The sequence below is a fragment of the Nocardioides sp. YR527 genome (genome assembly GCF_900101045.1).
GTDB lineage: Bacteria > Actinomycetota > Actinomycetes > Propionibacteriales > Nocardioidaceae > Nocardioides.
In genome coordinates this window covers 749,115-768,085 of the sequence record NZ_FNFN01000003.1, presented here as the reverse complement: position 1 = coordinate 768,085, position 18,971 = coordinate 749,115, and the positions used below count along the sequence as shown (strand labels likewise).

Here is an 18,971-nt window from a genome sequence, read left to right as displayed (position 1 = left end):
CGAGCCGCTTCGCACATGTCCGAGATCCTCAAGGCCAATCTCCGCAACGTCGCCATCGTTGCGCACGTCGACCACGGCAAGACCACGCTGGTCGACGCCATGCTCAAGCAGGCCGGTGCTTTCTCCGAGCACGCCATGGAGTCGGTCGAGGACCGCGTCATGGACTCCGGTGACCTGGAGCGCGAGAAGGGCATCACCATCCTCGCGAAGAACACCGCCATCCACTACAACGGGCCGAGCGCGCCCGAGGGGATGACGATCAACATCATCGACACCCCCGGCCACGCCGACTTCGGTGGTGAGGTCGAGCGCGGCCTGTCGATGGTCGACGGGATCGTGCTCCTGGTGGACGCGAGTGAAGGTCCCCTCCCCCAGACCCGCTTCGTGCTGCGCAAGGCGCTCAACGCCGACATGCCGGTCGTGCTGGTGGTCAACAAGGTCGACCGCCCCGACGCCCGCATCGAGGAGGTCGTCGACGAGACGTACGAGCTCTTCATGGACCTGCTCGACGACTCCCACAGCCAAGACGCCCTCGACTTCCCGGTGATCTACGCCTCCGGCAAGGCGGGCGTCGCCTCCCTCGTGCAGCCCGGCAACGGCGAGCTGCCCGACTCCAAGGACCTCGAGCCGCTCTTCTCCACGATCATGGAGACCATCCCGGCCCCGACCTACGAGGCCGGCGCGCCGCTGCAGGCTCACGTCACCAACCTCGACGCTTCCCCGTTCCTGGGCCGCCTCGCGCTGGTCCGCATCCACCAGGGCACCCTGAAGAAGGGCCAGAACGTCGCCTGGATGCAGCGCAACGGCGAGGTCAAGAACGTACGCATCACCGAGCTCCTCATCACCGAGGGACTCGAGCGCAAGCCCGGCGAGCAGGCCGGCCCGGGCGACATCGTCGCCGTCGCGGGCATCCCCGAGATCACCATCGGCGAGACCCTCGCCGACCCGGAGAACCCGGTCGCGCTGCCGCTGATCCACGTGGACGAGCCCGCCATCTCGATGACGATCGGCACCAACACCTCGCCGCTGGTCGGCAAGGTCAAGGGCGGCAAGGTGACCGCGCGCCTGGTCAAGGACCGCCTCGACTCCGAGCTCATCGGCAACGTCTCCCTGAGGATCCTCAACACCGAGCGTCCCGACGCCTGGGAGGTCCAGGGCCGCGGCGAGCTGGCGCTGGCGATCCTGGTGGAGCAGATGCGCCGCGAGGGCTACGAGCTGACCGTCGGCAAGCCGCAGGTGGTCACCAAGGAGGTCGACGGCAAGCTCCACGAGCCGTTCGAGCGCCTGACGATCGACGCCCCGGAGGAATACCTCGGGAGCATCACCGAGCTGCTCGCCAACCGCAAGGGCCGGATGGAGGGCATGACCAACCACGGCACCGGCTGGGTCCGGATGGAGTTCATCGTGCCGGCGCGCGGCCTGATCGGCTTCCGCACCGAGTTCCTCACCGAGACCCGCGGCACCGGCATCGCCCACCACATCTCCGAGGGCTATGACCGCTGGGCCGGCGAGATCCGCTCGCGCAACAACGGTTCGCTCGTCGCCGACCGCTCCGGTGCCGCCACGGCCTACGCGATGACGTCGCTGCAGGAGCGCGGGGTCATGTTCGTCGAGCCGACCACCGAGGTCTACGAGGGCATGATCGTCGGCGAGAACTCCCGCGCCGACGACATGGACGTCAACATCACCAAGGAGAAGCAGCAGACCAACGTCCGCTCCGCCACCTCCGACAACTTCGAGAAGCTCATCCCGCCGAAGAAGCTCTCCCTCGAGCAGTGCCTGGAGTTCTGCCGCGAGGACGAGTGCGTCGAGGTCACCCCCGAGCAGGTCCGGATCCGCAAGGTCATCCTCGACCAGAACGACCGCGCCAAGATCGCGAGCCGAGCGCGCAAGGCCAACAAGTCCTGATCGGCTTCTCCTAACGGCCGCCGACCCCATGGGTCGGCGGCCGTTCACGTCGTGGGCTGCCTGCGACACTTCGACCATGACCCTCACGACCACCGCCTCGCTGATCCGCTCGGCCTACGAGGAGGGCCGCGGCGTCGCCGCCTTCAACGCGATCAACCTGGAGACCGTCGAAGCGATCGCCACCGGAGCCGAGACCGCGAACCGGCCGGTCATCGTCCAGATCAGCGAGAACGCGGTGCGCTACCACGGCGGCCTGGCACCGCTGGCACACGCCGCGATCGCGGTCGCGTCGGCGTCCACCATGCCGATCTCGCTCCACCTGGACCACGCGACCGACGAGCGTCTGGTCGGGATCGCGGTCGATCTCGGCTTCTCCTCGGTGATGTACGACGCCTCCCAGCTCCCCTACGAGGACAACCTCACCCGCACCGCTACCGTCGCTCGCCGCTGCCACGACCGTGGCGCCCACGTGGAGGCCGAACTGGGCGAGGTCGGCGGCAAAGCGATGTATCGAGCTTGTCGAGATGACGGTGTACATGCTCCCGGCGTACGCACCGACCCGGCCGAGGCGGCCGCGTTCGTCGCCAGCACCGGCGTCGACGCCCTCGCCGTGGCGGTCGGCTCGAGCCACAAGATGACCACCCGCGACGCGGCCCTGGACGAGGCGCTGATCGCGGAGATCCACCATGCCGTCGACGTCCCGCTGGTCCTGCACGGCTCCTCCGGCGTGAGCGACGACGGGCTCCGGGCCGCCATCGCCGCCGGGATGACGAAGATCAACGTCGCCACCCAGCTCAACAAGGCCTTCACCGCCGCGGTCCGCGAAACCCTCGGGGCCGACTCGAACCTGGTCGACCAGCGCCGCTACCTCGGCGCCGGCCGCGACGCGATGGCTGCCGAGACCGCTCGGCTCCTCACCGTCATCTCGGGCTGACCCACGCCCGGATTCCCCATTCTGGTGGAAGCGCTCCCACAATCACGAAATCGTTACCACCCGGCTACTTGACAGAAGGCTGTGAGCGCAATCACACTCTCCGTAACCCCGAGAGTGGAAGCGCTCTCACTCCCCACACAGACGTGCAGGAGCACTCCCGTGTCCAACAACTCCAAGCCCTGGCACCGCCGGCCCAGAACCGCCCTGGCCGCATGCGCCGTCGCCTCTCTCGTCGCCGGCCTGACGGCCTGCGGTGGCGGTGACGGCGACGAGCAGTCCTCTCTCGGTAAGGACGACACGCTCACCATCACCACCTTCAGCGAGTTCGGCTACGACGAGCAGATCGAGAAGTGGAACGCCGACCCCGAGCGTCCCTTCAAGATCAAGCAGACCAAGATCGCCGAGTGGGACACCTGGAAGGAGTCGATGACCAAGGCCCTCCAGGCCGGCACCGAGCTCCCCGACGTGATCGCGGTCGAGGGTGACGCCATGGCGGCGCTGGTCGCCGAGGGCGCGAACGAGCAGTTCGCCGACATCTCCGATCCCGAGCTCGACGGCCGCTGGGTCGAATACGCCTACAAGGCCGGCCAGACCACCGACGGCAAGCAGATCGGCTACCCGACCGACATCGGCCCCGAGGCGATGTGCTACCGCGCCGACCTCTTCGAGAAGGCCGGCCTCCCGAGCGAGCCCGCCGACGCCGCAGCCCTATTCAAGGACTGGGACACCTACTACAAGACCGGCGAGGAGTTCACCAAGAAGGTCCCCCAGACGAAGTGGTACGACGCCTCCGGCTCGGTCGCACAGGCCATGCTCAACCAGGTCGAGTTCCCGTTCCAGACCGAGGACCAGAAGGTCAACGTCGAGAACGACGAGCTGAAGGCCGTCTACGACACCGTCACGAAGTACTCCCCGACCCTGTCCACCAAGGTCGTCCAGTGGGGCGAGGACTGGCAGGCGAACTTCACCAACGACGGCTTCGCCACGATGCCGTGCCCGGGCTGGATGTTCGCCAACATCAAGTCCTCCGCGCCGGACGTGACGGGCTGGCGGATCGCTGACGCCTTCCCGGGTGGCGGCGGCAACTGGGGCGGCTCGTTCCTCGCCGTCCCGGCCAGCGGCGCGCACACCGAGGAGGCCCAGGAGGTCGCCAACTACCTGACCAACGCCGACTCGCAGGTCTCCGCGTCCAAGGCTGCCGGCAACTTCCCGGGCAACCTCGAGGCGCAGAAGACCCTGCAGTCCGAGAACGCCGAGGACCCCTACTTCGGCAACGCCAAGACCACCGAGATCCTGACCAACCGCGCCGCTGCGGTCACGCCGGGCGTCCCGTTCAAGGGTGACAAGTACTCCGACGTGCTCGGCCTCTTCCAGACCGCGATCCAGCGTGTCGACGAGGGCGAGGACCCCGAGACGTCCTGGACGACCTTCGTCGGCGCCGTGGGCAACCTCTGATCTGAAGATGCTCAAGACATCCCCTCAGGCGAGCCGCTCGCCGCAGGGCCCCTCGGCCCTGCGGCAGCGGCTCAGCCGCTGGGACGTGAAGTACGCGCCGTACCTCTTCGTCGCGCCGTTCTTCATCGTCTTCGCGGCGATCGGCCTCTACCCGCTGCTCTACACGGGCTACCTGTCCTTCTTCTCCTGGCCGCGCTTCGGTGGCACGGTCGGCGACCCGGTCGGCTGGGCGAACTACGTCCACGTCATCACCGACCCGGTGTTCCACAAGGCCCTGGTCAACACGGTCGGGATCTTCCTGCTCTCCTCGGTGCCGCAGGTGATCATCGCGACGGTCATCGCGGCGCTCCTCGACACCAACCTGCGCGGACGCTCCTGGTGGCGGATGTCGGTCCTGCTGCCGTACGTCGTCGCCCCCGCCGCGGCCGCGCTCATCTGGAGCGCGATCTTCGCCGACAAGTCCGGGCTCGCCAACCAGATGCTCGGCGTGATCGGGATCGACCCGATCGGCTGGCACACCGACCGCTTCGCCAGCTGGACGGCGATCGCGACGATGGTCAACTGGCGCTGGACCGGCTACAACACGCTGATCATCCTGGCGGCGATGCAGGCGGTCCCCCGCGACCTCTACGAGTCCGCCTCCCTCGACGGGGCCGGCAGCGGACGCCAGTTCTGGAACATCACCCTGCCTTCGATCCGCCCGACGATGATCTTCGTGATCGTCACCTCGACGATGGGCGGCCTGCAGATCTTCACCGAGCCGCGACTCTTCGACACCAACCTGCAGCACCAGGGCGGAGCGAACTACCAGTTCCAGACCCTGACGATGTACGTCTTCAACACCGCCAACAGCGCGACCGATCCCTATCCCCGGGCGGCCGCCGCGGCCTGGCTGCTGTTCCTGCTCATCGTCGGGGTCGCCCTGCTCAACTTCGTGATCACCCGCGCGATCCAGAACAGAGGTGCCCGATGAGCGGCAAGGTGCACAGCATCAACAAGCCCGGCTTCCTGGTCTACGCGCTGCTCGCCGCGTTCGTCCTCGGCTCCGTCTTCCCCCTCTACTGGTCCTACGTCATGGGCACGGTCACCAAGGAGAGGACCCTCCAGTCGCCGCCCCCGCTGGTGCCCGGCGGCCACTTCATCGACAACGCCAAGCGGGTCTTCGACCAGATCGACTTCTGGTCGGCACTGCTCAACTCGGTCATCGTCTCGAGCATCGGCGCATTCTCGGTGGTGGCGTTCTCGACGCTGGCGGGCTACGCGTTCGCGAAGCTCCGCTTCAAGGGGTCCAACGTGCTGATGGCGTTCATCGTCATGACGCTGGCGGTCCCGACCCAGCTGGCGCTGGTGCCGATGCTGAAGCAGTTCAGCAACCTCGGCCTCGACGGCACCCTGACGGCGGTCACCCTGCCGTGGCTGGTGACCGCGTTCGGGGTGTTCTTCATGCGTCAGTACCTCGTCGACGCGATCCCCGACGAGCTGATCGACGCGGCCCGCGTCGACGGCTGCTCTCAGATCCGCATCGCCTGGACAGTTGCCGTCCCGGCAGCACGTCCGGCTATGGCGATCTTGGCGCTGTTCACGTTCATGAGCGTCTGGACGGACTTCATGTGGCCCCTGCTGGTGCTGCAGAACTCCGACGTCCAGACCCTCCAGACCGCGCTCGACAAGCTCAAGATCGCACCCGGGCAGGGGCTGAGCGACCTCGCTCTGCTCCAGGCCGGGACCATCATGGCGACGATCCCGTTGCTGCTGTTGTTCATCGCCACCGGACGCCACCTGGTGTCCGGCATCATGCAAGGAGCCGTCAAGGGATGACCCTCTCGACAAACCCCACCCACGCCGAACGTACGTTCCCGAAGGACTTCCTCTGGGGCGCGGCGACCGCGTCCTACCAGATCGAGGGAGCCATCGACGAGGACGGACGTACGCCCAGCAACTGGGACACCTTCGCCAAGGTGCCGGGAGCGATCCTCAACGGCGACTCCGGCGAGGTGGCGTGCGACCACTACCACCGGGTGCCCGAGGACGTCGCGCTGATGAAGCGCCTCAACCTGGCCTCGTACCGGTTCTCGACGGCGTGGCCGCGGATCCGTCCCGATGGCGGGAAGGTCAACCAGGCGGGGCTCGACTTCTACAGCCGTCTCGTCGACGAGCTGCTCGAGGCCGAGATCGCGCCGTGGATCACGCTCTACCACTGGGACCTGCCGCAGGCGCTGGAGGAGCAGGGCGGCTGGACCAGCCGCGACACGGCCTACCGGTTCGTGGAGTACTCCACGACCGTCTACGACGCGCTCTCCGACCGCGTCGACAACTGGACGACGCTGAACGAGCCCTGGTGCTCGGCGTTCCTCGGCTACTCCGGTGGCCAGCACGCGCCGGGTCGCCAGGAGGGCGTGGCCGGCATCGTCGCGGCTCACCACCTGATGCTCGGACACGGCCTGGTGGTCAACGAGCTGCGCAGCCGCGGCGCGACGCCGGAGAACGGGAAGTCGCTCGGCATCACCCTCAACCCGACGGTCGTCGACCCCTACGACGCCGACCGTCCCGAGGACGTGGACATGACCCGGCGGATCGACGGTCTGCACAACCGGGTGTTCTTCGAGCCGCTGTTCCGAGGCAAGTACGCCGACGACCTGGCCGCCGACACCGAGGGCCTCACCTTCCAGGGCCGGCCGTGGCAGGACTGGGTGCTCGAGGGCGACCTCGAGGTCATCTCGGCTCCGCTCGACGTGCTCGGGATCAACTTCTACTTCGGCAACGCCATCGCGGCGGAGCCGTTCGAGATCGACCCCGACCAGGTGCTGGGCAGCCGGCTGGTGCACTCCGACCTGCCGCGTGGCAACCCCTACCCCGGTGCGGAGTTCGTGACCCCGCGCACCGGTCGCCCCACGACCGCCCGCGACTGGGAGATCGACCCGGTCTGGCTGACCCGGCTGCTGACCCGGCTCAGCGACGAATACGGTGCCCCGCCGATCTACATCACCGAGAACGGCGCCTACTATGACGACGTGGTCGAGGATGGTGCAGTGCACGACACCGCCCGGCTCGACTACATCGACCAGCACCTGCGCGCGACGCTCGACGCCATCGAGCAGGGCGCGGACATCCAGGGCTACTTCGCCTGGTCCCTGCTCGACAACTTCGAGTGGAGCTACGGCTACGCCCACCGGTTCGGGATCGTGCACGTGGACTTCGAGACCCAGGTGCGTACGCCGAAGGACAGCGGCCTCTGGTTCGCCGATGTCGCCGCCAACAACCGGGTGCCGGCCCGGAAGGAATAGGCACTGTCGTGAACATGCCCACGCTCGACGAGGTCGCCCGGATGGCTGGTGTCAGCCGGGCGACCGCGTCGCGCGCGATCAACGGCGGCTCTCGCGTCTCCGCGAAGGCCGCGGAGGCCGTCGCCGAGGCCGTCCGCACGCTCGGCTACACCCCCAACCCGGCGGCGCGGTCGCTGGTGACCCGGCGTACCGACTCGGTCGCCATGGTCATCCCCGAGGCCGACGAGCGGGTCTTCGCCGACCCGTTCTTCGCCCGTACGCTGCGCATCGTCACCCGGGCCCTCTCGGCGCGCGACCTGCAGGTGGTGCTGCTGATCGCCCGCCCGGGTGATGAGGAGGAACGGCTGCTGCGCTACCTGCGCGGTGGCCACATCGACGGCGCCATCGTCGTCTCCTCGCACCGCAGCGACCTGCTCGCCGACCACGTCGCCGACCTCGGTCTGCCGGCGGCCTTCGTCGGCCGCCCGTGGACCGGCGCCCACCGGGTCTCCTACGCCGACACCGACAACTTCGCCGGCGCGCGCGAGGTCACCCAGGTGCTCATCGACCGCGGCTGCCGCCGGATCGGCACCATCACCGGCCCCGCCGACATGAGTGCGGGCGCCGACCGCGTGGCCGGCTGGCGGGCCGCCCTGGACGCTGCCAGTCTCGCCGCCGACGCGGTCGTCGAGGGCGACTTCACCGAGGACGGCGGCGAGGCCGCCTGCGAGATCCTGCTGGGCAGGCATCCCGACATCGACGGCCTCATGGTCGCCTCCGACCTGATGGCCGCGGGTGCGCTCCGCACCCTCGAGCGAGCCGGCCGCCGCGTCCCGGACGACGTCGCGGTCGTCGGCTACGACGACCTCGGCATCGCCGAGCGCACCACTCCCCCGCTCACCACGGTCAAGAACCCGATAGGAGACATGGCCGAGGAGGCCGCCCGGCTCCTCCTCGCCCAGCTCGACGGCACCACCACCATCCCGCGTCGGGTCGTCTTCGCGCCCGAGCTGGTGCGGCGTACGTCTGCCTGATCGAGTTCGGTCAGGCCCTGCCCACGATGCGGCCGCGGGCCTCCCCGAACCCGATCCGGGTGCCGTCGGCACCGGGTGCGGTGGCGAGAAGCGTGATCTCGTCGCCGTCCTCCAGGAACGTACGTGGGGTGCCGTTGACCTCGACCGGCTCGGCGCCGCCCCAGGTCAGCTCGATGAACGCTCCGCGCTGGTCCGTGTCCGGGCCGGAGATCGTCCCGGAGGCGAACAGGTCACCGGTACGACTCGGGGCACCGTTGACGGTCTGGTGGGCGAGCATCTGCGCGGGTGACCAGTACATGGCGGCGTACGGCGGCCGGGACACGACCTGCCCGTTCCAGACCACCTCGAGCTCGATGTCCAGCCCCCAGGGACGCGGCATCTGCAGGTAGGGCAGGACCGCGGGCTCCTGTGCGGGCGTCGGGACCTGTGCGGACTCCAGCGCGAGGAGCGGGACGACCCAGGCCGAGACGGTCGAGGCGAACGACTTGCCGAGGTTCGGGCCGAGCGGAACGTACTCCCAGGCCTGGATGTCGCGCGCGGACCAGTCGTTGAACAGCACCACGCCGAAGATGTGTCGCTCGGCATCGCCGGCGGGGATGCTGGACCCCATCGCGCTCCCGGTGCCGACGACGAAGCCCAGCTCGGCCTCGATGTCGAGCCGGGTGGACGGGCCGAAGACCGGCAGCTCGTCGGCGGCATCCTTCCGCTGCCCGGACGGACGGACGATCTCGGTGCCGGAGACGACGATCGAGGAGGACCTGCCGTGATAGCCGACGGGCAGGTGCTTCCAGTTCGGCATCAACGGCTCAGCGACCTGCGGGCGGAACAGTCGACCGAGGTTGGCGGCGTGGTGCTCGGAGGCGTAGAAGTCGACGTAGTCGGCGACCTCGAAGGGGAGGTGGAGCGTGACGTCCCGCAGGTCGTGCACGGCCTCGTCGGGCACGTCGCCCTGGACCCTCTCGGTGATCGACGCGCGCACCTCGACCCAGCGCTCGTAGCCCTGCGCCATGAACGGGTTGAGGCTGCCGGCGGCGAACACGTCGTCACCGAGCAGAAGGGCCAGGTCGACCACGTGCTCGCCCAGACGGACGCCGACCCGTGGGTCCTGGCCGGGGACGGAGTAGACCCCGTAGGGAAGGTTGGCCAGGCCGAAGAGCGAGCCGTCGGGAATGCTGATGGTGGTCACGCGAGATCCTTCTTGTATCGGGGGTCGAGCAGGCCGAGGTCGACCAGCTCGGTGACGGGTTCGTCGATGGAGCAGGTGCCGAAGGAGCAGAACGCATCTCGCACCGAGGGCTCGAGCGCTCGGACCTGCTCGGCGAGACGGCCTCCGTCCCGCTCGGCGAGCAGCTTCGCGACCTCGGTGTCGTCGCCACCGTCCTGCGCGCACCCGGTCGCCACCAGGACGTTGAGGAAGCCGTGCTGCTCGAACCCCGTCGCGGGATCCGTGTTGCGCACGGCGTGGTGCAGGCCGGCGGTGGCCTTGAACGGCACCCCGAGGGAGACCGCTGACCTGACCGCTGCGGCCAGCTCCGTCTCGTCCGGGTAGAGGTCCGCCCGGACGCCGCCGGTGCGCAGCTTCGCGCGATAGCTCGTGCGTGCCAGCGACGCGAGCAGGTCGGCGCGGCGACCGTCCCGGGGCACCTCGACATAGGTGGTCAGGTCGGCGTCGAGGTCGGCGGCGTCGAGCGCCGCCAGGGCCTCAGCGGCGGTGACCCCGTCGGGAAGCGCCACCTCGAGTCCGAAGAGGCGGACGGACCGGACGGCTCGTGCCGTGGCGACCGCCGCGACGAGCCCCGGCAGCGGAACCGTCAGGGTGAGGTCGACGGAGTGCCCGGGCCGATCTCCCAGGACGACCTCGAGCGCACCCAGGTCCTTGGCGGCCAGGACGAGCGGCCCGACCAGGCCGGCATGGACCGACCGCAGGTGACGTACGTGAGCGTCGACGGCCTGCTCGAGCGGCGCGTTCCCGGGCGGAAACACGGCCGCGTCGTCGAGCAGCCCGGCCAGCGTTCTCATCGGTTGCGCACCCAGGAGTAGGCGTACTGTCCGTCGTCGGTCGCGCGGCCGGCCTCGCCGAGCAGCAGCGGCCGGAAGGTGTCGACCATGACGGCGAGCTCGTCGAAGAACTCCGCGCCGATGCTGCGCTCGTACGCGCCCGGCTGCGGGCCGTGCGGGTGACCACCCGGGTGCAGCGAGATCGACCCCTGGCCGATGCCGGATCCCTTGCGCGCCTCGTAGTCGCCGCCGCAGTAGAACATCACCTCGTCGGAGTCGACGTTGGAGTGGTAGTAGGGCACGGGGATCGCGAGCGGGTGGTAGTCGACCTTGCGCGGCACGAAGTTGCAGATCACGAAGTTGTTGCCCTCGAAGACCTGGTGCACCGGCGGCGGCTGGTGGATCCGGCCGGTGATCGGCTCGAAGTCCCTGATGTTGAAGACGTAGGGGTAGAGGCACCCGTCCCACCCGACGACGTCGAACGGGTGGTGGGGCAGCACGTGGATGCTGCCGGCGATCCCGTCCGGCCCGCGGTGTTTGATGTGAACCTCGACGTTCTCGCCCTCGACCACCTTCGGTCCCTCGGGCAGCCGGAGGTCGCGTTCGCAGTAGGGGGCGTGCTCGAGCAGCTGACCGTGCTTCGACAGGTAGTTCCGGGCCGGCCCGATGTGGGAGTTGGCCTCGATCGCGTAGATGCGCAGCACACCGTCGGGAACGACCCGGTACGTCGTCGCGCGCGGGATGATCACGTAGTCGCCGTCCCCCACCTCGAGGTCGCCGAACACGGTCTCCACCCGTCCGGCGCCGTCCTCGACGTAGAGGCACTCGTCGCCGAGCGCGTTGCGGTAGTAGGGGCTCACCGCGTCGGCGACGACGTAGGACAGCCGTACGTCATCGTTGCCGAGCAGCAGCCGACGACCCGTCACGGCGTCGATGCCGGTCGCACCCTCCGCGAAGACCTTGTGCGTCGACAGGTGCCGCGGGATCAGTGGGTGGTTGGGCACGAGGGACTGGTCGCTCAGCTCCCACGCGCGGTACTCACTCACGGCTGAGGGGATGTACCGGTGGTACAGCAACGAGGAGTCCGAGGAGAAGCCTTCCTCCCCCATGAGCTCCTCGAAGTAGAGGTTCCCGGCCTCGTCGCGGTGCTGGGTGTGCCGCTTCGGGGGAACGGCGCCGGCGGAGTGGTAGTACGGCATGAGTGCTCCTTGTGCGTTGAACGCACATTTATGTGCGCTCTAAGCGCAAAAGTAGGACGACGGCCTGTGCGCCGTCAAGAGAGGGCCGACTCAGCCCAGGCCGAGCTCGGCAAGGCGCCGAGCGGCGGCGCCCACCAGCGGTCCGACCTCGGTCGGGTCGATGTCGTCCATCGTGACGATGCCGACGGACGCCCGCAGCGACCCGGGAGCCTCGAAGCCGACGGCGATCCCGACCGCGCCGCGCTGCAGCTCGCCCGCGGTGTGGCTGTAGCCGAGCTCGCGCGCCTCCCGAACCGCCGCGGAGTCGTCCGGCTGCGGCCCGGCGAGCGCGAGGATCGCGATCCCGCTCGCACCCTTGTCCAGCGGGTAGCGCAGCCCGATCCGATAGCCGACGCGCACCGGCCCCTGGCCGACCTTCGGGTCGGCCTCGAGCACCGGGACGCACTCGTCCTCGCCGTGCGCGAGGGTCAGGAACGCCGGGGCGCCGACCGCGTCGGCGAGATCCTGCAGCGAAGGCTCGGCCGCCTGGATCAGCTGGGCCGAGAAGCGACCCGCCAGCGCGACCACGCCGGCGCCGAGGCGCAGGCGCTTGTTGCTCCCCTGCGTGACGAGGGCACGCGCCTCCAGCGTGGCGACGACGCGATAGGCGATCGCGCGGTCGACGCCGAGGTGAGCGGCGACGTCGGCCACCGTGACGCCGGCCGGGTTCTGGGAGACGAAGGCCAGCGCCGCCAGCCCACGATCCAAGCCTTGAAGCGTGGCCATCATCATCCTCCCGATCCGGGTCGCCGACGGGGACGCAGCAGCCCCCAGCCGCAGACTAGAGCACGTCTCCACGCACAACCATCGCCACCGGCCACGGCGCCGAGCGCGGCCACCGATCCGCCGGCAGGTGTTGCGCCCATCACACATTGGTGGTTATGGTGACGCATAATTGAACGCTTCGTTCGTTATTTGAACGTCCGAGAGGCAGTAATGAGTCCTTCCGTCACCGCAGGCAGTCCGACCGAGACCAGCCGTCCCACCCAGTCCACCGCCAAGGTGATCCGGGCGGCCGTGCTCGGCACCGTGGTCGAGTACTACGACTTCGCGATCTACGGCTACATGGCGACGATGATCGCCAGCCACTTCTTCATCGAGAGCGACCCCACCACCGCGCTGCTGAACACGTTCGCCGCCTTCGCGGTCGCGTTCTTCCTGCGCGTCCCCGGCGGGATCTTCTTCGGGCACATCGGTGACAAGTACGGCCGCAAGCGCTCCCTGACCTACACGATCCTGCTGATGGCGATCGCCACCGCCGGGATCGGGATCCTGCCGACGTACGCCACGCTGGGCGTCTGGGCGACGGCGGTCCTGGTCCTGTGCCGCTGCCTGCAGGGCTTCGCGGCGGGCGGCGAGCTCAGCGGCGCCAACGCGTTCGTCGCGGAGAACGCCCCGGCCAGGCACCGCGCCTTCCAGACCTCGTTCGTGAACACCGGCACCTATCTGGGATCCCTGCTGGCCGCGCTCGTCGCCCTCGGCGTCAACACGGCCTTCAGCGAGGACACGATCAGCCAGTGGGCCTGGCGCGTGCCGTTCCTGATCAGCCTGGTGATCGGCTTGGTCGGCCTCTACATCCGCAGCCAGCTCCACGAGACCGACCAGTTCGAAGCCGTCCAGGAGTCCGAGGACATCGAGCAGTCGGCGTACCCCATCACCGACGTGCTCCGGCACGCCTGGCGCCAGGTCCTCCTCGTGGTCGGGCTCGGCGCGCTCATCGTCGGCGGCTACTACATCTGCTCCGTCTACGCGGCCAGCTACCTGCAGACCGAAGGCGGCCACTCCGCGGACGTCGCCTTCACCTCCACGTGCATCGCGATGGTCGCCGCCGTCATCAGCCTGCCGATCGCCGGCTACCTCGGCGACAGGTTCGGACGACGACCGGTCTTCTTCACCAGCTCCGGCCTGGTGGTCGTCCTGACGATCCCTGCCTTCCTGCTGATGCGTGACGGTTCGGTGGGGGCCGCGATCGCGGCCCAGGCGACCCTCGCCTTCGTGATCGGCTGCAACAACGGCGTCTCGTTCTCGACGTACGCCGAGATCTTCCGCGCCCGCTACCGCTACAGCGGCATCGCGCTGGCCAACAACTTCACCAACATGACCCTGGGCGGGACGGCTCCCTTCATCGCGACGCTCCTGATCAGCCTGACCGGCAACAACCTCGCGCCGGCCGGCTTCCTGCTGTTCACCGCCGTGCTGTCGTTCGTCGCCACGTTCTTCCTCCCCGAGACCCGCGGCAAGGAGCTCGAGCTGTGACCGAGACCCGCGACTTCGACGGCAGGTCCGTCTTCATCACCGGTGCCGCCGGCGGACTGGGCCGCGCCTACACCCTCGCGCTGGCGGGACGCGGCGCACACGTGTGGGTCGCCGACCTGGACGAGGACGGCGCTCGAGGCCTGGCACAGGAGGTCTCGGCGGCCGGCGGCTCGGCGCGGGCGGTCTCCCTCGACGTCGCCGCCCCGGAGTCGTGGGCCCGGGTCGCGCAGGAGGTCGAGCGGGAAGGCCCCCTGCACGGCCTGGTGAACAACGCCGGCGTGAGCCTGCGCCTCGGCATCGACGAGACCAGCGTCGAGCAGTGGAACCAGGTGATGGCGATCAACCTGTCCAGCGTCTTCTACGGGATGAAGTTCCTCGCTCCGGCCCTGACCAGCGCGAACGGCGCCTCGGTCGTCAACGTCTCCTCCATCGCCGGGCTGGTCGGCTACTTCTCCGCGACGTACGGCACCAGCAAGTGGGGTGTGCGGGGGCTGTCGAAGGTCGGCGCCCTGGAGTACGCGGACCGTAAGGTGCGGGTCAACTCGGTCCACCCCGGGCTGACCGGCACTCCGCTGCTGCATCAGGCACCCGACAGCAGCTTCGTGGACGCGAGCCTGCGGGCCGTGCCGGAGGGGCGGCTCGCATCACCGGACGAGATCGCCGCCGTGGTGTGCTTCCTGCTCTCCGATGCGTCGTCCTACGTCAACGGAGCCGAGCTGGTCGCCGACGGCGGGCTGACCTCCGGCGGGCTCTACCACCGGATCCTCGCCGACCTGGAGGCCGAGTGATGAGTCCCGAGCTCGAGGCCTTCGTCGAGGTCCAGCACTTCTACGGACGGCAGTCCCTGGCCATCGACCGGGGCGAGGCCGCCGACTGGGCCGCGATGTTCACCACGGACGGCGTCTTCGACTCCCCCACCTACCCCGATCCGGTCGTCGGTACGTCGGCCCTGGAGGAGTTCGCTCGGACGGTGCACCGAGGCAACCCGCATCTGCATCACATCGTGACGAACGTGGCGCTCGACGAGGTCACCGGCGACACGGTCCTCGTACGAGCGAACCTCCTCATCGTCACCACCCACGACCTCACCACCGGTGGAGCGCGCATCGAGCGCATCACCACCATCACCGATCAGTTCCGGCGGCTGCCGGAGCTGCGGCTTCACCACCGTCTGGTCGTCCGCGACGGACAGCCGGACCCACTCAAGAAGGAGCTCCACCCATGACTGACGAACGTGCCACCTCGAATCCCGGCCGCGTCGACTTCTCCCCGCTGCCGGCCCTCAACCCCGAGCTCAGCGGACGTACCGTCGTCGTCACCGGGGCAGGCCGAGGGATGGGCGCTCTCTTCGTCGAGGAGCTCGCCCGTCGCGGTGTGAACGCCGTCGGCGGCGATCTCGACGGCGACGCGATGGCTGCGGTCGCGGACAAGATCAATGCCAACCTGTCGGGGGTCCCCGACGCGGGCCGCGTCGTCGGGATCGGCGCCGACGTGACCGACCCCGCCGCTCACGACGCGATGGCGGCCACGGCGCTCGACGAGTTCGGCCGGCTGGACATGTGGGTCAACAACGCCGGGGTCTTCCCGCAGGCCGAGTTCACCGACATCTCCCCCGATCAGCTCGCCCTGACCTACGGGGTCAACCTCAACGGAGTCGTCTACGGCGGCCAGACCGCCGCCCGTCACTTCCGCACCGTCGGCGGCGGCGTGATCGTCAACATGGGCTCGGTCGCGGCTGTGCGTGCTCGGGTCACCCGGGCGACGTACAACTCCTCCAAGGCCGCGGTGAAGCACCTGACCACCTGCATGTCCGTCGAGCTCGGCCCGGACAACATCCGGGTCAACTCGATCGCTCCCGGCTTCATCGACACCGAGATGACCCGGTGGGTCCAGGAGGACCCGGTAGCGCTCGACCGCGCGCTCAGCACCGTCCCGCTGCGCCGCCTGGGCGCCCCGATCGAGGTCTTCAGCGCCCTCTACTTCCTGCTCTCCGACAGCGCTCGCTACATCACCGGAACCAACATCCCGGTGGACGGTGGCTCGCAGCATGTCTGAGCCGTACGACTACGACCTGATCGTCGTCGGCGCCGGCGGTGCCGGGCTGGCCGCGGCCATCGCGGCCGCCCAGGACGGGGCCAGGGTCCTGTTGCTCGAGTCGGAGGCCGAGATCGGCGGGTCGACCCAGCTCTCCGCGGGCCTGCTCACCGCGGCCGGCACAGGAGTCCAGGACGCCCTCGGCATCGAGGACTCCCCCGCTCGGATGTTCCAGCACTACATGGATCTCAACCAGTGGCGCGTCCTTCCGGGCCCGGTCCGGATGTTCTGCGAGGAGTCGAGCACCATCGTCGACTGGGTCGTCGACCTGGGCGTCGAGATCCCCGCGCAGATCTCCCACAACGCGCACATGCCGGGCCTGACCCGAGCCGGTGTCGAGGACGTCTGGCGCGGCCACGTACCCAAGGACCAGGGGTACGGCCTGGTGCAGGCGCTGGACAAGGCGCGCCAACGACTGGGCGTGGACCTGGCTCTCGGCAGCCGGGTGGAGGACGTGCTCATCCGTGACGGCGAGGTCGCCGGCGTGGTCATCGAGGACACCGAGATCACCGCACCGTGTGTCGTGATCGCCTCCGGCGGTCTCGCGGCCGACCCCGGGCTCGTGGCGAAGTACTTCCCCGAGACCTCGGTCGCCGGCGACGCGCTCTTCGTGGTCGCCGCTCCGGGCTCGCGCGGCGACCACATCGGCATCGCCGAGCGGCACGACCTGTCCCTGTTCGGCGACGGCTGGGGCCTGCTCCTGGTCACCGCCGAGTTCCAGCGCTTCCACCACTGGCAGAGCGGGTTCCCGCCGGCGTCCCGCATCCACGTCAACACCGACGGCCGTCGCTGCATGGACGAGGACGCGCCGTACGCGGTCAGTCCGGGGATCCTGAAGGACCACGGCGGGTGGGTCTGGTCGGTCTTCGACGAACGAGCCCGGACGTCCCTGCCGGACGGGTACGCCGACTGGACGCCTGACCGCATCGCCGAAGAGGTCGGCACGGGCGTGGTTCGCCGGGCCGAGACCCTCGAGGAGCTCGCGGGCCTGATGGAGGTTCCGGCCGAGAACCTGACGGCGAGCGTCGAGCGGTTCAACGAGCTCTTCCGGGACGGGCGCGACGAGGACTTCCTCCGGCACGAGACACTGGCGGCGAAGGGCGCCGGACCGCATCTGGACCCGATCGGGTCCGGCCCGTTCTACGCCGTCCGGATGCTGCCGGCCGAGCTGGTCTGCACCCACACCGGACTCCAGATCGATGCGCGCACGCGCGTCGTGAGGACCGATGGCCGCGCGGTTCCGGGGCTGTTCGCGGCTGGTGAGGCCGCCGGCGGCATCCTCGGCGAACGCTACGTCGGCGGCGGCAACTCGGTCGCGCACGCGCTGGTGCTCGGCCGGGTGGCCGGACGCGAGAGCGCCCGGCGCGCGGCAGAGATCACCCCGAGGCAGAAGGAGGTCGCGGACGCATGAGCCGCATCGAGGACCGGTTCGAGATCCAGGACGTCCTGTTCCGGTATGCGCGCGCCGTCGACCGGCTGGACTACGACGCGATCGCGGCGTGCTACTTCGACGACGCGATCGACGTGCACGGTGGCTACACCGGGGACGCGGCCGGGCTGGTCGAGGACATCCGGCAACGCCATCGGACGATCGACTCGTCCCAGCACTTCATCAGCAACGTGCTGATCGACTTCGTCGACGACGACACGGCAGGCGTCGAGTCGTACTGTCTGTGCTTCCTGCGCCAGCAGCCGGCGCCGGGGGCGGCCGAACAGGATCTCGCGGTCATCCGCTGCCGCTACGTCGACCGGTTCGAACGTCGTGACGGCCGGTGGGCCATCGCCGACCGTGTCGTCGTCTTCGACGAGTCGCGCACCGTGTCGATGGTGGACCAGCTCGATCCCGCGTGGGTCGCCTCCCGGCGTGACATGAGCGATCCGGTCTACTCCTGACCGAGGCACGGCCCCGGATCGGATCCCGGGTCTCGAGGCACGTCGCCCGAGGCCCGGGATCCTGCCGTTCTCAGCGTTGGCCACCGTGCACGAGCAGCAGCGACCTGAGCTCCTCGGCCGCCTCGACCACCAGCGGGGCCGCGCGATCGGCCGCGTTCCGGTCCACGAGCGAGATCCCGATGCACGCCTCCGGCATCTTGGCCGGGGTGGGCACCGGCACCGACACCCCCGCGACTCCGGGGATGATCTGCTCGAACGACAGTGCGTACCCCAGGCGTCGGGCCTCGCGCACCTCCTCGGAGTCGTCCTCGCTCGGTGGCCGGCCGGCGAGGATCGCGATCCCACCCGAGCCGCGATCTATCTGGTGACGGTGCCCGGTCCGGAACGAGAGATGGACCGCGGCGTTGCGTGGCTCCACGACGGCGATCGCCTGGACCTCGTTGTCGCTGACCGGGACCATGATGTGCGCGGTCCCACCGGTCGCGTCCGCCAGCTCGGCCAGCACCGGGTAGGCGATGCGGTGCAGGTCGCTGTCGACGTGCGAGGCGAGCTGCACGAGCCCGTAGGACAGGTGGAAGCACTTGTTCTCGTCGCGGCGGACGATGTCGTGGGCTCGGTAGGTCTCCATCAGCCGATGCAGGGCCGTCCGGTTCATCCCCATGTCCCGGCTCAACGACGCGAGGGTGACCCCCAGAGGATGCTCGGCCAGGTACCACAGCACCCGCAGACCACGATCGATCGTTTGCGCACCGGCCGGCGGCGCGGACTCAAGCATCTGAAGACGACCCTTCTCAAATGTGTGCGTTATATGAACACCCTACCCGTTCCCGCGGGAGACCGGCACCCGATATGCGACTCATCCGCCCCACATATCGGAGTGCGGACTCGCCGCGGGCCT

Annotated in this window: 18 protein-coding genes; 13 read left to right on the top strand and 5 right to left on the bottom strand. The window is 69.2% G+C overall.

Annotated elements, in window-relative coordinates:
• Nucleotides 1–15: 15 nt before the first annotated feature.
• The 7 genes from typA to BLT25_RS12210 all read left to right on the top strand — a co-directional run bounded on the left by typA (nucleotide 16) and on the right by BLT25_RS12210 (nucleotide 8,594).
• A complete protein-coding gene (typA, locus tag BLT25_RS12240) occupies nucleotides 16–1,908 on the top strand; it encodes a translational GTPase TypA (RefSeq protein ID WP_091045984.1) in 1,893 nt (630 codons plus the stop codon).
• A 76-nt stretch (nucleotides 1,909–1,984) separates the two neighbouring features.
• Nucleotides 1,985–2,842 (top strand): class II fructose-bisphosphate aldolase, encoded by an 858-nt coding sequence (locus BLT25_RS12235; RefSeq protein ID WP_091045981.1) that lies wholly within the window; start codon nucleotides 1,985–1,987, stop codon nucleotides 2,840–2,842.
• A 159-nt stretch (nucleotides 2,843–3,001) separates the two neighbouring features.
• Nucleotides 3,002–4,297, top strand: a complete 1,296-nt coding sequence (locus tag BLT25_RS12230) for an ABC transporter substrate-binding protein (protein ID WP_091045979.1) — start codon at nucleotides 3,002–3,004, stop codon at nucleotides 4,295–4,297.
• A 7-nt stretch (nucleotides 4,298–4,304) separates the two neighbouring features.
• Nucleotides 4,305–5,270, top strand: a complete 966-nt coding sequence (locus BLT25_RS12225; protein ID WP_091045977.1) for a carbohydrate ABC transporter permease — start codon at nucleotides 4,305–4,307, stop codon at nucleotides 5,268–5,270.
• Nucleotides 5,267–6,115, top strand: coding sequence for a carbohydrate ABC transporter permease (locus BLT25_RS12220; RefSeq protein WP_091045975.1), 849 nt, complete (start codon nucleotides 5,267–5,269; stop codon nucleotides 6,113–6,115). Before BLT25_RS12225 ends, BLT25_RS12220 begins: the two co-directional genes overlap by 4 nt.
• On the top strand, nucleotides 6,112–7,581 hold the full coding sequence (locus BLT25_RS12215) for a glycoside hydrolase family 1 protein (protein ID WP_091045972.1): 1,470 nt from the start codon (nucleotides 6,112–6,114) through the stop codon (nucleotides 7,579–7,581). Before BLT25_RS12220 ends, BLT25_RS12215 begins: the two co-directional genes overlap by 4 nt.
• A 14-nt stretch (nucleotides 7,582–7,595) precedes the next feature.
• The gene (locus BLT25_RS12210; protein ID WP_176883823.1) at nucleotides 7,596–8,594 is read left to right on the top strand and encodes a LacI family DNA-binding transcriptional regulator; all 999 of its coding nucleotides are present in this window, start codon (nucleotides 7,596–7,598) and stop codon (nucleotides 8,592–8,594) included.
• Between the two features lie 10 nt (nucleotides 8,595–8,604).
• Here BLT25_RS12210 and fahA read toward each other — a convergent pair whose 3' ends face one another.
• The 4 genes from fahA to BLT25_RS12190 form a co-directional block, all read right to left on the bottom strand.
• The gene (gene fahA / locus BLT25_RS12205) at nucleotides 8,605–9,780 is read right to left on the bottom strand and encodes a fumarylacetoacetase (RefSeq protein WP_091045967.1); all 1,176 of its coding nucleotides are present in this window, start codon (nucleotides 9,778–9,780) and stop codon (nucleotides 8,605–8,607) included.
• Nucleotides 9,777–10,613, bottom strand: a complete 837-nt coding sequence (locus tag BLT25_RS12200) for a hypothetical protein (protein ID WP_091045964.1) — start codon at nucleotides 10,611–10,613, stop codon at nucleotides 9,777–9,779. The genes fahA and BLT25_RS12200 overlap by 4 nt, the downstream gene beginning before the upstream one ends.
• Nucleotides 10,610–11,791, bottom strand: coding sequence for a homogentisate 1,2-dioxygenase (locus tag BLT25_RS12195; protein WP_091045963.1), 1,182 nt, complete (start codon nucleotides 11,789–11,791; stop codon nucleotides 10,610–10,612). Before BLT25_RS12195 ends, BLT25_RS12200 begins: the two co-directional genes overlap by 4 nt.
• 90 nt (nucleotides 11,792–11,881) lie before the next feature.
• Nucleotides 11,882–12,556, bottom strand: coding sequence for an IclR family transcriptional regulator (locus BLT25_RS12190; RefSeq protein WP_091046320.1), 675 nt, complete (start codon nucleotides 12,554–12,556; stop codon nucleotides 11,882–11,884).
• A 210-nt stretch (nucleotides 12,557–12,766) separates the two neighbouring features.
• Here BLT25_RS12190 and BLT25_RS12185 point away from each other — a divergent pair, with 210 nt between their 5' ends.
• The 6 genes from BLT25_RS12185 to BLT25_RS12160 are packed head-to-tail and all read left to right on the top strand — an operon-like array spanning nucleotide 12,767 to nucleotide 18,073.
• A complete protein-coding gene (locus BLT25_RS12185) occupies nucleotides 12,767–14,086 on the top strand; it encodes an MFS transporter (RefSeq protein ID WP_091045960.1) in 1,320 nt (439 codons plus the stop codon).
• On the top strand, nucleotides 14,083–14,874 hold the full coding sequence (locus BLT25_RS12180) for an SDR family NAD(P)-dependent oxidoreductase (RefSeq protein WP_091045957.1): 792 nt from the start codon (nucleotides 14,083–14,085) through the stop codon (nucleotides 14,872–14,874). Before BLT25_RS12185 ends, BLT25_RS12180 begins: the two co-directional genes overlap by 4 nt.
• Nucleotides 14,874–15,311 (top strand): nuclear transport factor 2 family protein, encoded by a 438-nt coding sequence (locus BLT25_RS12175; RefSeq protein ID WP_091045954.1) that lies wholly within the window; start codon nucleotides 14,874–14,876, stop codon nucleotides 15,309–15,311. Before BLT25_RS12180 ends, BLT25_RS12175 begins: the two co-directional genes overlap by 1 nt.
• Nucleotides 15,308–16,141: an SDR family NAD(P)-dependent oxidoreductase gene (locus BLT25_RS12170; RefSeq protein WP_091045952.1), complete on the top strand. Its 834-nt coding sequence runs from the start codon at nucleotides 15,308–15,310 to the stop codon at nucleotides 16,139–16,141. Before BLT25_RS12175 ends, BLT25_RS12170 begins: the two co-directional genes overlap by 4 nt.
• Entirely contained in the window at nucleotides 16,134–17,591 is a 1,458-nt protein-coding gene (locus BLT25_RS12165) for an FAD-dependent oxidoreductase (RefSeq protein WP_091045950.1), read from the top strand. Before BLT25_RS12170 ends, BLT25_RS12165 begins: the two co-directional genes overlap by 8 nt.
• Nucleotides 17,588–18,073, top strand: a complete 486-nt coding sequence (locus BLT25_RS12160) for a nuclear transport factor 2 family protein (protein ID WP_091045948.1) — start codon at nucleotides 17,588–17,590, stop codon at nucleotides 18,071–18,073. Before BLT25_RS12165 ends, BLT25_RS12160 begins: the two co-directional genes overlap by 4 nt.
• A gap of 70 nt (nucleotides 18,074–18,143) precedes the next feature.
• Here BLT25_RS12160 and BLT25_RS12155 read toward each other — a convergent pair whose 3' ends face one another.
• Nucleotides 18,144–18,848 (bottom strand): IclR family transcriptional regulator, encoded by a 705-nt coding sequence (locus BLT25_RS12155; protein WP_091045945.1) that lies wholly within the window; start codon nucleotides 18,846–18,848, stop codon nucleotides 18,144–18,146.
• Nucleotides 18,849–18,971: the final 123 nt, after the last annotated feature.

Coding starts and splice junctions, on each gene's coding strand:
- typA (WP_091045984.1), top strand. CDS start 16: ATGTCCGAGATCCTCAAGGCCAATCTCCGCAACGTCGCCATCGTTGCG.
- BLT25_RS12235 (WP_091045981.1), top strand. CDS start 1,985: ATGACCCTCACGACCACCGCCTCGCTGATCCGCTCGGCCTACGAGGAG.
- BLT25_RS12225 (WP_091045977.1), top strand. CDS start 4,305: ATGCTCAAGACATCCCCTCAGGCGAGCCGCTCGCCGCAGGGCCCCTCG.
- BLT25_RS12220 (WP_091045975.1), top strand. CDS start 5,267: ATGAGCGGCAAGGTGCACAGCATCAACAAGCCCGGCTTCCTGGTCTAC.
- BLT25_RS12215 (WP_091045972.1), top strand. CDS start 6,112: ATGACCCTCTCGACAAACCCCACCCACGCCGAACGTACGTTCCCGAAG.
- BLT25_RS12210 (WP_176883823.1), top strand. CDS start 7,596: ATGCCCACGCTCGACGAGGTCGCCCGGATGGCTGGTGTCAGCCGGGCG.
- BLT25_RS12200 (WP_091045964.1), bottom strand. CDS start 10,613: ATGAGAACGCTGGCCGGGCTGCTCGACGACGCGGCCGTGTTTCCGCCC.
- BLT25_RS12195 (WP_091045963.1), bottom strand. CDS start 11,791: ATGCCGTACTACCACTCCGCCGGCGCCGTTCCCCCGAAGCGGCACACC.
- BLT25_RS12190 (WP_091046320.1), bottom strand. CDS start 12,556: ATGGCCACGCTTCAAGGCTTGGATCGTGGGCTGGCGGCGCTGGCCTTC.
- BLT25_RS12185 (WP_091045960.1), top strand. CDS start 12,767: ATGAGTCCTTCCGTCACCGCAGGCAGTCCGACCGAGACCAGCCGTCCC.
- BLT25_RS12175 (WP_091045954.1), top strand. CDS start 14,874: ATGAGTCCCGAGCTCGAGGCCTTCGTCGAGGTCCAGCACTTCTACGGA.
- BLT25_RS12170 (WP_091045952.1), top strand. CDS start 15,308: ATGACTGACGAACGTGCCACCTCGAATCCCGGCCGCGTCGACTTCTCC.
- BLT25_RS12165 (WP_091045950.1), top strand. CDS start 16,134: ATGTCTGAGCCGTACGACTACGACCTGATCGTCGTCGGCGCCGGCGGT.
- BLT25_RS12160 (WP_091045948.1), top strand. CDS start 17,588: ATGAGCCGCATCGAGGACCGGTTCGAGATCCAGGACGTCCTGTTCCGG.
- BLT25_RS12155 (WP_091045945.1), bottom strand. CDS start 18,848: ATGCTTGAGTCCGCGCCGCCGGCCGGTGCGCAAACGATCGATCGTGGT.